Origin of the sequence: Pseudomonas sp. H1h, from assembly GCF_000633255.1 — a bacterium.
In the GTDB taxonomy this organism is placed as follows: Bacteria; Pseudomonadota; Gammaproteobacteria; order Pseudomonadales; family Pseudomonadaceae; genus Aquipseudomonas.
This window is the reverse complement of the sequence record NZ_AYMJ01000013.1, coordinates 97851-107129: the sequence shown is the minus strand read 5'-3', so window position 1 is coordinate 107129 and position 9279 is coordinate 97851. Positions and strand designations below refer to the sequence as shown.

Genomic DNA, 9279 nt, shown 5'->3' with positions numbered 1-9279 from the left:
GGAGATAGTGACTGACCCTCCGCTTTCGCGAGCAAGCCCACTCCCACAGGTTTGGCAGGGAGTCAGGCGGTTGCGGCAATCTGACTGTGCCGGCGATGGTGCACATCCAGCTGATCCTTGATCACCTTCAGCACCTTGGCTTCATGCTCATGAATGAAAAAGTGCCCGCCGGCGAGCATGTCCACGGAGAAGCTGCCAAGGGTTTCCTTGCTCCAGCCGATCAACTGTTCGGTGGTCGCGCGGTCGGTGGTGCCGCCCAACACATGCACCGGGCATTTGAGCAGCGCACGCTGGACCGGGCGGAAGGTCCCGCATAACAGAAAATCGGCGCGCAGGATCGGCAGCGTCAGGCTCATCAGCTCGGCGCTGGCCAGCACCTCTTCGCTGGTGCCGTTGAGGGTGCGCAATTGTTCGATCAGTTCTGCATCGGTTTTCGGCTCGGCGAAACCCCGGTCATAGTCGCTGCGCATCGTTGGCGCCGCAGTGCCCGAGGCGAACAGCGCCACCGGCTCCGGCAGGCCCAGCGCGCGCAACGCATGCGCCAGCTCACAGGCCAGCAAGGCGCCCAGGCTGTGGCCAAAAATCGCGTACGGTGCACGCAAGGCCGGTTGCAACTCGGCGGCCAGTTGCCGGGCCAGGCCGCGCATGTCGGTTTGCAGCGGTTCGCTGAACCGCGCGCCGCGCCCCGGCAACTCCACCGGTTGCAGAGTCAGCCACTGTGGCAGTTTGCGCCGCCAGCGGCTGTAGACCATGGCACTGGCGCCCGAATAAGGAAGGCACAGCAAGGTCAGCTGAGTCACCCGGGTTACCTCGAAAAGTTGTCTGTATAGAAGAACGAAGACAACCTGGCGCAAATTAGCCCTGCGCCTCGGCATGACTCATTTCAGATGGCGGAAACTCTGCACCGCCGCGCCCAGCACCACCGCACCGGCGACAATCGCCAGCCAGAACCCGCTGCGCGCATCAAAAGCATCCACCAGTGCGCCGGCGCCCGCCGCTCCCAGCGCCACACCGATACTCAGACCGGTCACCAGCCAGGTCAGCCCTTCGGTGAGTTTGGCCGGTGGCACGATACGTTCGACCAGCGCCATGGCGACAATCAGCGTCGGCGAAAAGAACAGCCCCGCGACGAACACCGCCAGCGACAACCCGAAAATATTGCTCGCCAGCAACAGCGGCAGCGTGGTCACGGCGGTCGCGATGCCGCCATACAGAAACAGACGCGGCAACGGCAGTTTCGAGCGCATCGCACCAAAGGCGATACCGGCCAGGCAGGAGCCAATGGCGTACACCGACAGGACAATACTCGCCGCCGCCGGCTGCCCCTGTTGCTGGGCGAACGCGACGCTGACCACATCAATCACGCCGACAATGACGCCCATGGCGATCATTAACGCCAACAGCCATTGAATATCGGTCGAACCAATAATCGAACCTTGATGCTGCAACGCCTGCGGGTGTATCGCCGGTTCGGTACTGCGCTGGGCGACAAACGCCGTCACCCCGACCGCCAGCGCCATTAGCGCCGCCAATGGCCCGGCCTCGGGAAATGCCACCACGCACAACCCCACCGACAGCGGCGGGCCAACAATGAAACAGACTTCATCAAGCACCGACTCCAGCGCATAGGCGGTCTGCAATTGCGGCTGACCGCGATAGATTTCAGTCCAGCGCGCCCGCACCATCGCCGACATGCTCGGCATGCAGCCGGCCAGTGCGGCGAAGATGAACAGCGTCCAGGTCGGTGCCTGCAAGCGCGTGCACAGCAACAACATCAGCAGCGCCCCGCCACCAATCAACGCCGACAGCGGCAGCACCTTGCCCTGACCGAAGCGGTCGACCAGACGCGACACCTGCGGCGCGCAAAACGCCGTGGCCAGGGCAAACGTCGCCGCCACCGCACCCGCCAGTGCGTAGCCGCCCTTGAGTTGCGAGAGCATGGTGATCACGCCGATGCCGGTCATGGAAATCGGCATGCGCGCGATCATCCCGGCCAGTACAAAATTTCGCGCACCGGGGGCGGTGAACAGTTCGCGGTAGGGATTTGCCATGGGTTGCAGCCTCATCAAGGGCCGCCAAGTTGCCATAGGGTCGGGTGGCGGGGAAGCGCGCAATTGTTGGTGGAATGTGAAGGCGCGAAACTCGACACCTTGCGATTCCAGGTACTCGCTGAGGATCACTCCCCAAGACCAATGGCATTGCCGCCCACTTCTGGAATCACATGACCGACAGTCGAAATTCGCGCAAACCTGTCAGGTTTTACAGGTGCCTTTTTGTGCGATTGCGGTTCTCATGAGTCCTTGCTCAATGGCGTACAGCTCATCAATGAACGAGCACCTGCTCTTGAGCACTATCCCGTGGCGCATGCGCCAAGGAGCCTTGCCATGGAAGAACAGCTTATTCTGGTATCACCCAAGGATCGCCAGACCGGTGTAGCCCCAAAGCTGAAAGTGCATCACCAGGGACTGCGCCATCGCGCATTCTCGATCCTGCTCTTTGACTCCCAAGGTCGGTTGCTGATGCAGCAACGCGCGTTGGGCAAATATCATTCCGGCGGATTGTGGACCAACACGTGCTGTGGGCATCCTCGCCCCGGCGAACGCACGGCCGCCGCTGCCCTCCGTCGACTGCAGGAGGAAATGGGCACGACGTGCAAACTGCAGAAGGTCGCCTCGATGCTCTATTACGAGCAAGTGTCCAATCAACTGATAGAACATGAATTTGACCACGTGTTTGCGGGCCTCAGCCAGCTCGATCCGGTAGCCAATCCCGAGGAAGTCGAAAGTTGGGAGTGGCTGTCGCCAGAGGAGATCACCCAACGGATCGAACAGGCACCCGACCAGTTCACGATCTGGTTTCGCCGGATGTTCGAGCAGTTCGGGATAGGCGGTGTAAGGCAATGGTTCGAGGCCGCCCGCGACGCGTCAGCGGCACGATCAATGCCTGATGCTTCTGAAAAAAGGGCAAGATCACCTTGGGCCGTCCCGCCGCTGTATTGTCCGGCGCCGTTTCGAGTCGATGGGGCGCTGGCCGAGGCTGTCGATGAACGGCTTATGCCATGGATCGAGGAGGTCGGGATATTTCCGGGACAACTGGAAAAGGTCCGCGCCATGGGATTCGGTCGCTTCGCCATGCTTTGCCATACCGACACTCACGATCCCGATCGCCTGCTGCTTTCGGCACAATGCATCGCCGCCCTGTTTGCCGTGGATGACTACTATTGCGATGACGAACGAACCGGCTCCGAACCGCGCCTGGTAGGTCCCCGACTCTCGCTGGCACTGGCCGCACTGGAACCGGCGCACCTGCCCTCTCGGTTTCGCTGCGCCCTTGACCAGGCACTGAACAGTGACCCGGTACTGGTTGCGCTTCGCGCCTACATGAACCGCGTTCAGGCATTCGCATCTTCGGCACAAGTAGCCAGGGTACGCCACGAAATCATCGCCATGTTTGTCACCATGACTGCCGAAGCGGCCTGGCGTCTGGAAGGACTGACCCCAGCCATCTGGGAATACCTCGCGCAACGCCAGACCAACAGTTTTCTACCCTGCATGTCATTGATCGACGTGATCGGCGGATACGAACTGCCCGCACACCTCTACAGCGCCCCTGCCGTGCGGCGCGTGACCACGCTGGCCGCCAGCGCCACGATCATCGCCAACGATCTGTATTCGGCACACAAGGAAAATCAGGCCGCCATCGGCGATTTCAATCTGCCGCTGTTACTGGCTCGTGAACACAATTGCTCGCCCCGACAAGCGATGATCAAGTGCGCGCACGTTCATGACGAAATCGTGCACCTGTATGAAGCGGCGGAACAAGCGGTGCTGCCGGATGCATCACCGCTGCTGCAGCGTTTTCTGACCGGCATAAAAAGCTGGGTCGCCGGCAGTCTTGAATGGCACCGGCACAGCGGCCGCTATCACGTCTGAACGTGTCGATCTTTTCATGCATGCGGATGAACTCTCGCAGCTCGCCATGGGTCAGCTGACTAAGCCCTTACCCCAGGCACTTCGAGCATGCAAATATCCCTCGCCCGACAAGTGGCCCTGATCACCGGTGCCAGCTCCGGCATCGGTCACGCCGCCGCCAAAGCACTGGCCGCAGCCGGCGCCGCAGTCGTCATCAATTACAACCGTCAGGCCGAACCGGCCGAAGCGCTGGCTCGACAGATCGTTGCCGACGGTGGTCAGGCCCTCGCGATTGGCGCGGATGTGTCGAAGGAAGACGAGGTCGAACGGCTGTTCGCCCAGACCCTCGAAGCCTTTGGTTCGCTGGACATTCTGGTGGCCAATTCCGGTCTGCAAAAGGACGCCGCAGCGGTGGACATGACACTGGAAGACTGGAACACGGTGATTGGCGTCAACCTCACCGGCCAGTTCCTCTGCGCCCGCGCCGCGCTGCGGATTTTCAATCGGCAAGGGGTGCGCGAAGGCGTTTCCCGGGCGGCCGGCAAGATCATTCACATGAGCTCGGTGCATCAACGCATCCCGTGGGCCGGACACGTCAACTATGCCGCGTCCAAGGGCGGTGTCGATCAGTTGATGCAGACCCTGGCCCAAGAAGTCAGTCATCAGCGCATTCGCATCAACGGCATCGCGCCGGGAGCGATTCGCACAGCAATCAATAAAGAGGCCACTGAAGGCGCGGCAGGTGAAAAGCTGCTGGAGCTAATCCCCTATGGGCGTATCGGCGATGTCGAGGACGTGGCCAACGCGGTGGTGTTCCTTGCCTCCGACGCCGCCGACTACATCGTCGGCACCACCCTGTTCATCGACGGCGGCATGAGTCTTTATCCGGAGTTTCGCGGCAATGGCTGAGCATCATCTCGAACGACAAAGCCCGATCGACGCCCACGGCATCATCGGCGACATGCGCAGTGCGGCACTGGTCAACGACAAGGGCAGCGTGGATTTTTTCTGCTGGCCGGAGTTCGACAGCCCGTCGATTTTCTGTTCGCTGCTGGACACGCCTGACGCGGGGATATTCCAGCTCGCACCGGACCTGCCCGATGCCCGCCGCGAGCAGATCTACCTGCCGGACACCAATGTTCTGCAGACCCGCTGGCTCAGCGAATACGCCGTGGTGGAAATCACCGACCTGCTGCCGGTGGGCGACAGCGAGGATGACCTGCCGATGCTCATGCGTCGGGTGCGAGTGGTCAGCGGCGAAGCGACCTTTCACATGCGCTGCGCGGTGCGCCATGACTACGCACGCGCCAGTACCACTGCGCAGATGGACCAGCAAGCGGTGATTTTCAGCGCCCAAGGCCAGCCGTCGCTGCGTCTGGTAGCGGATCAGGCGCTGCACATCGATGACGCAGCAGCCGTCGCCTCGTTCAGCTTGAAGCAGAACCAAACCGCCGAATTCATGCTCGGTGGAGCCGATGACCCACGCTTTCGCAATGACACCGCCAAACTGTGTCTGGAGCGCACGCTGAAGTTCTGGCGCGACTGGATCGGCCAATCCAACTATCGCGGGCGCTGGCGGGAAATGGTCAATCGCTCGGCGCTGGCGCTGAAGCTGCTGACCTCACGCAAGCACGGCGCAATCCTCGCCGCCGCCACCTTCGGCTTGCCGGAAACCCCCGGCGGCGAACGCAATTGGGACTACCGCTATACCTGGATCCGCGACGCCTCGTTTACCGTCTATGCGTTCATGCGCCTGGGCTTTGTCGGTGAGGCCAACGCCTACATGACCTGGTTGCGCGGGCGGGTCAGCGATTGCCGTGGCCAGCCGATGAAGCTCAACATTCTGTATGCGGTGGACGGACGCCAGGAGTTGCCGGAAACCGAGCTTTCGAACTTGTCCGGCCACGGCGGCGCGCAACCGGTGCGCATCGGCAACGGCGCGTATGAGCAGATTCAGCTGGATATCTTCGGCGAGCTGATGGACGCGGTGTATCTGGTCAACAAATACGGCGATGCGATTTCCCACGAGGGCTGGAAACACGTGCGTGAAGTGGTCGATCAAGTGTGTGAGACCTGGCAGACCACCGACGTAGGCATTTGGGAAATGCGCGGTGAGCAGCATCACTTCCTGCATTCGCGACTGATGTGCTGGGTGGCGCTGGACCGGGCTATTCGCCTGGCCTCGAAACGCTCGCTGCCAGCACCGTTCGCCCAGTGGGACCAGACCCGACAGGCGATCTACGCCGACATCTGGGACAACTTCTGGAACGAGGAGCACGGGCATTTCGTCCAGTACAAGGGCGGCACCGCGCTCGACGGCTCGATGCTGTTGATGCCGCTGGTGCGTTTCGTCAGCGCCAAGGACCCGCGCTGGCTGTCGACCCTCGAAGCCATCGAAAAGCACCTGGTGCGCGACGGCATGGTTTACCGGTACCGCAACGATGACAGCAACATTGACGGCCTGGCTGGCACCGAGGGCGCGTTTGCGGCGTGTTCGTTCTGGTACGTCGAGTGCCTGGCCCGCGCCGGTCAGGTTGAAAAGGCCCATCTGGAGTTCGAACAACTGCTGCGCTATGCCAACCCACTGGGGCTGTACGCCGAAGAGTTCGACAGCCATGGCCGGCATCTGGGCAATACACCGCAGGCTCTGACGCATCTGGCGCTGATCAGTGCGGCAAGCTTTCTGGACCGGCGTTTGAGTGGGGAAAAGAGTGAGTGGCAGCCGTAATTTCGTCAGCGTGTGTAGGAAATCTGCCGCATCGCGGCTCTTTAACTGGCTAATCCCTACACAGAAATAAACAGAATCAGATCCCTGTAGTGAGGGGATTTATCCCGGTCGGGCTGCCAAGCGGCCCCGCTTCTGGCCTTCCGATTTCTCCGGAAACACCGCGTTGCCGGGCTTTGCAACGGCTGCGCAGGCGCTCGGACATGAATCCCCTCGCCACAAATGGCGTGACTGGATGCCCGCATTTATTAAACAAATCCCACCCAATCCCTCCCCCCGCAACTTGCAATTACACCCTGAAATACCTTGTTGCCAGCGGTTACATCCCCCCCTACCATCCACCGCAACGGGCACAGCGGAGCTGTCCAATAAAACCCGAATTCAAGGAACCAGAATGACCCAGCACGTCCACCGTCCCATCACCACGCCCCTGCGCACCGGCCTGACCCGCACCCAACTCTGGGAAGCCGCCGACAAAGGCCTGATCAAATGCTGGGAAATCGGCCGCCAGCGCGCCGCCCGCTTTCCCGACCTCGCACAACAATGCCTCGCTGGCGAACTGCCGGTGCTCGGCTGGAAAGGTGGCGTGAGCCGCAGCCTGAAGAAAAACGAGAAATACGGCTCGCTGAAGTATCTGGCGCAATGGCAAGGGTTGCGTGGCGAGGATCTGGATATTGATCTGGGTGAAGAACGCGCACTGACCTGTTCGCGGACGAAGATGCGGGTGACGTTTACCCCGGATCGGGCGAAATATTTCAATCAGGTGGCGGAAGCCGAGGCTTGATCTGCAACAGCACTGACCGAAAACCGCTCCCGATACGCCTGCGGCGTCACGCCAATCGCCCGCAGGAAACTGCGGCGCAATGTCTCCTCGCTGCCAAATCCGCAATTGGCGGCGATGCGTTTGACCGGCAGCCCGGTGTCACTGAGCAAGCGCCGCGCCGTCTCGACGCGGATCAGTTCGATGGCGCGGGCCGGGGTCTGGCCGGTGTCGGCGCGGTAGTGGCGCACGAAGCTGCGCTCGCTCATGCCGGCCTGTTCGGCCAGGGTCGGCACGCCGAGGTCGCAGGTGAGGTTTTCGGCGATCCAGGCGTGCAGCTCGTCAAAACGGTTGCCCTGATTTTGCAGCGCCAGGGTCACGCTGAACTGTGACTGCCCGCCGGGGCGTTTGAGGAACACCACCAGATGCCGGGCGACGTCGAGGGCGATGTCGCGACCGAGGTCCTGTTCGACCATCGCCAGCGCCAGATCGATGCCGGCGGTGACACCCGCCGAGGTCCAGACCGGGCCGTCGTTGATGAAAATCGGATTGGCTTCGACCTGCAGCTTCGGATGCTGCTGCGCCAGTTGCTCGCAGCGGGTCCAGTGGGTAACCACGCGGCGGCCGTCGAGCCAGCCGCTGGCCGCCAACAGAAAAGCGCCCGTACACACCGAGGCCACGCGTCGGCAGGTGGCGGCGTGTTCGCGCACCCAGTCCACCAGCGCCACATCTTCGGCCGCCGGGTAAATGCCCCAGCCGCCGGCAATGATCAAGGTATCGCTGGCCTCTTGCGGCAACGGCTCGGCCAGCACCGCCAACCCAGCCGATGACATCACTGCCCCGCCCTCGCGGGCAATCACCGACTGCGCATACGGCACGGGCAAACCGCGCTGGCGGGCGATGTCGTTGGCGGAGGCGAACACTTGCAATGGCCCGGTGACGTCGAGGATTTGCATGTTGGCAAACGCGAGTACATGAATGGCTTTGGGCATTTTGGCGTAATTGGTGGGGTTATTGGCGTATACGCCAGAACCTACGCGCCTACAGTGAAGCCGTCCACCCCCTAATGGAGAAATACCCCATGACGTTGCAGATCGGTTTTCTGTTGTTTCCACAGGTGCAGCAACTGGACCTGACCGGCCCTTATGACGTGCTGGCCTCGCTGCCGGACGTAAAGATGCACCTGATCTGGAAGGATCTGGTGCCGGTCACCGCGAGCACCGGCCTGCTGCTGAAACCGACCATCAGCTTCGACGACTGTCCGGACCTGGATGTGATCTGCGTGCCCGGCGGCGCGGGAGTCGGCGCGTTGATGGAGGACCAGCGCACGCTGAATTTCATCAAGCGCCAGGCGGCGCAGGCACAGTATGTGACCTCGGTGTGCACCGGTTCGCTGGTGCTGGGCGCCGCGGGTCTGCTGCAAAGTAAACGCGCCACCACGCACTGGGCCTATCACGAACTGTTGCCGAAACTCGGCGCGATTGCAGTGCAGGATCGGGTGGTGCGCGACGGCAATCTGTTTACCGGTGGAGGGATTACGGCGGGGATCGACTTTGCATTGGTGCTGGCCGAAGAACTGGTGGGGACCGAGGCCGCACAGTTGATTCAACTGCAACTGGAATATGCACCGGCGCCGCCATTCGAGTCGGGCAGCCCGCAAACAGCGCCGCGCGCTATCGTCGAGGAAGCCTGCCTGCGCGCAGCGCCATCGTTGAAACTGCGCACGGAAATCACCGAGCGCGCGGCGGCGAAACTCAACTTGCGCTGATGCCTCATTCACACACAGCCCCCCTGTGGGAGCGGGCTTGCTCGCGAATGCGGTGTCACAGCCAGTGGATGTGTCGACTGACGCACCGCATTCGCGAGCAAGCCCGCTCCCACCA

Annotated in this window: 8 protein-coding genes; 5 read left to right on the top strand and 3 right to left on the bottom strand. The window is 61.9% G+C overall.

What is annotated here, in order from left to right:
* Positions 1 to 62 precede the first annotated feature (62 nt).
* A complete protein-coding gene (locus tag U862_RS0110610) occupies positions 63 to 800 on the bottom strand; it encodes a thioesterase II family protein (protein WP_025110383.1) in 738 nt (245 codons plus the stop codon).
* A gap of 78 nt (positions 801 to 878) precedes the next feature.
* The gene (locus tag U862_RS0110605) at positions 879 to 2051 is read right to left on the bottom strand and encodes an MFS transporter (RefSeq protein WP_025110382.1); all 1173 of its coding nucleotides are present in this window, start codon (positions 2049 to 2051) and stop codon (positions 879 to 881) included.
* A 333-nt stretch (positions 2052 to 2384) separates the two neighbouring features.
* Between U862_RS0110605 and U862_RS29170 the strand changes: the two genes are divergently transcribed.
* The 4 genes from U862_RS29170 (at position 2385) to U862_RS0110585 (ending at position 7420) form a co-directional block, all read left to right on the top strand.
* Positions 2385 to 3932, top strand: coding sequence for a family 2 encapsulin nanocompartment cargo protein terpene cyclase (locus tag U862_RS29170; RefSeq protein WP_025110381.1), 1548 nt, complete (start codon positions 2385 to 2387; stop codon positions 3930 to 3932).
* 87 nt (positions 3933 to 4019) lie between these two features.
* On the top strand, positions 4020 to 4820 hold the full coding sequence (locus U862_RS0110595; RefSeq protein WP_025110380.1) for a glucose 1-dehydrogenase: 801 nt from the start codon (positions 4020 to 4022) through the stop codon (positions 4818 to 4820).
* Positions 4813 to 6639, top strand: a complete 1827-nt coding sequence (locus U862_RS0110590; RefSeq protein ID WP_025110379.1) for a glycoside hydrolase family 15 protein — start codon at positions 4813 to 4815, stop codon at positions 6637 to 6639. The genes U862_RS0110595 and U862_RS0110590 overlap by 8 nt, the downstream gene beginning before the upstream one ends.
* Before the next feature lie 391 nt (positions 6640 to 7030).
* Positions 7031 to 7420, top strand: coding sequence for a hypothetical protein (locus U862_RS0110585; RefSeq protein ID WP_025110378.1), 390 nt, complete (start codon positions 7031 to 7033; stop codon positions 7418 to 7420).
* Here U862_RS0110585 and U862_RS0110580 read toward each other — a convergent pair.
* On the bottom strand, positions 7396 to 8388 hold the full coding sequence (locus U862_RS0110580; RefSeq protein WP_025110377.1) for a GlxA family transcriptional regulator: 993 nt from the start codon (positions 8386 to 8388) through the stop codon (positions 7396 to 7398). The genes U862_RS0110585 and U862_RS0110580 overlap by 25 nt on opposite strands.
* Positions 8389 to 8477: 89 nt before the next feature.
* Between U862_RS0110580 and inhA the strand changes: the two genes are divergently transcribed.
* On the top strand, positions 8478 to 9164 hold the full coding sequence (inhA, locus tag U862_RS0110575) for an isonitrile hydratase (protein ID WP_025110376.1): 687 nt from the start codon (positions 8478 to 8480) through the stop codon (positions 9162 to 9164).
* The last annotated feature ends 115 nt before the right edge of the window (positions 9165 to 9279 follow it).

Coding starts and splice junctions, on each gene's coding strand:
- U862_RS0110605 (WP_025110382.1), bottom strand. CDS start 2,051: ATGGCAAATCCCTACCGCGAACTGTTCACCGCCCCCGGTGCGCGAAAT.
- U862_RS29170 (WP_025110381.1), top strand. CDS start 2,385: ATGGAAGAACAGCTTATTCTGGTATCACCCAAGGATCGCCAGACCGGT.
- U862_RS0110595 (WP_025110380.1), top strand. CDS start 4,020: ATGCAAATATCCCTCGCCCGACAAGTGGCCCTGATCACCGGTGCCAGC.
- U862_RS0110590 (WP_025110379.1), top strand. CDS start 4,813: ATGGCTGAGCATCATCTCGAACGACAAAGCCCGATCGACGCCCACGGC.
- U862_RS0110585 (WP_025110378.1), top strand. CDS start 7,031: ATGACCCAGCACGTCCACCGTCCCATCACCACGCCCCTGCGCACCGGC.
- U862_RS0110580 (WP_025110377.1), bottom strand. CDS start 8,388: ATGCCCAAAGCCATTCATGTACTCGCGTTTGCCAACATGCAAATCCTC.
- inhA (WP_025110376.1), top strand. CDS start 8,478: ATGACGTTGCAGATCGGTTTTCTGTTGTTTCCACAGGTGCAGCAACTG.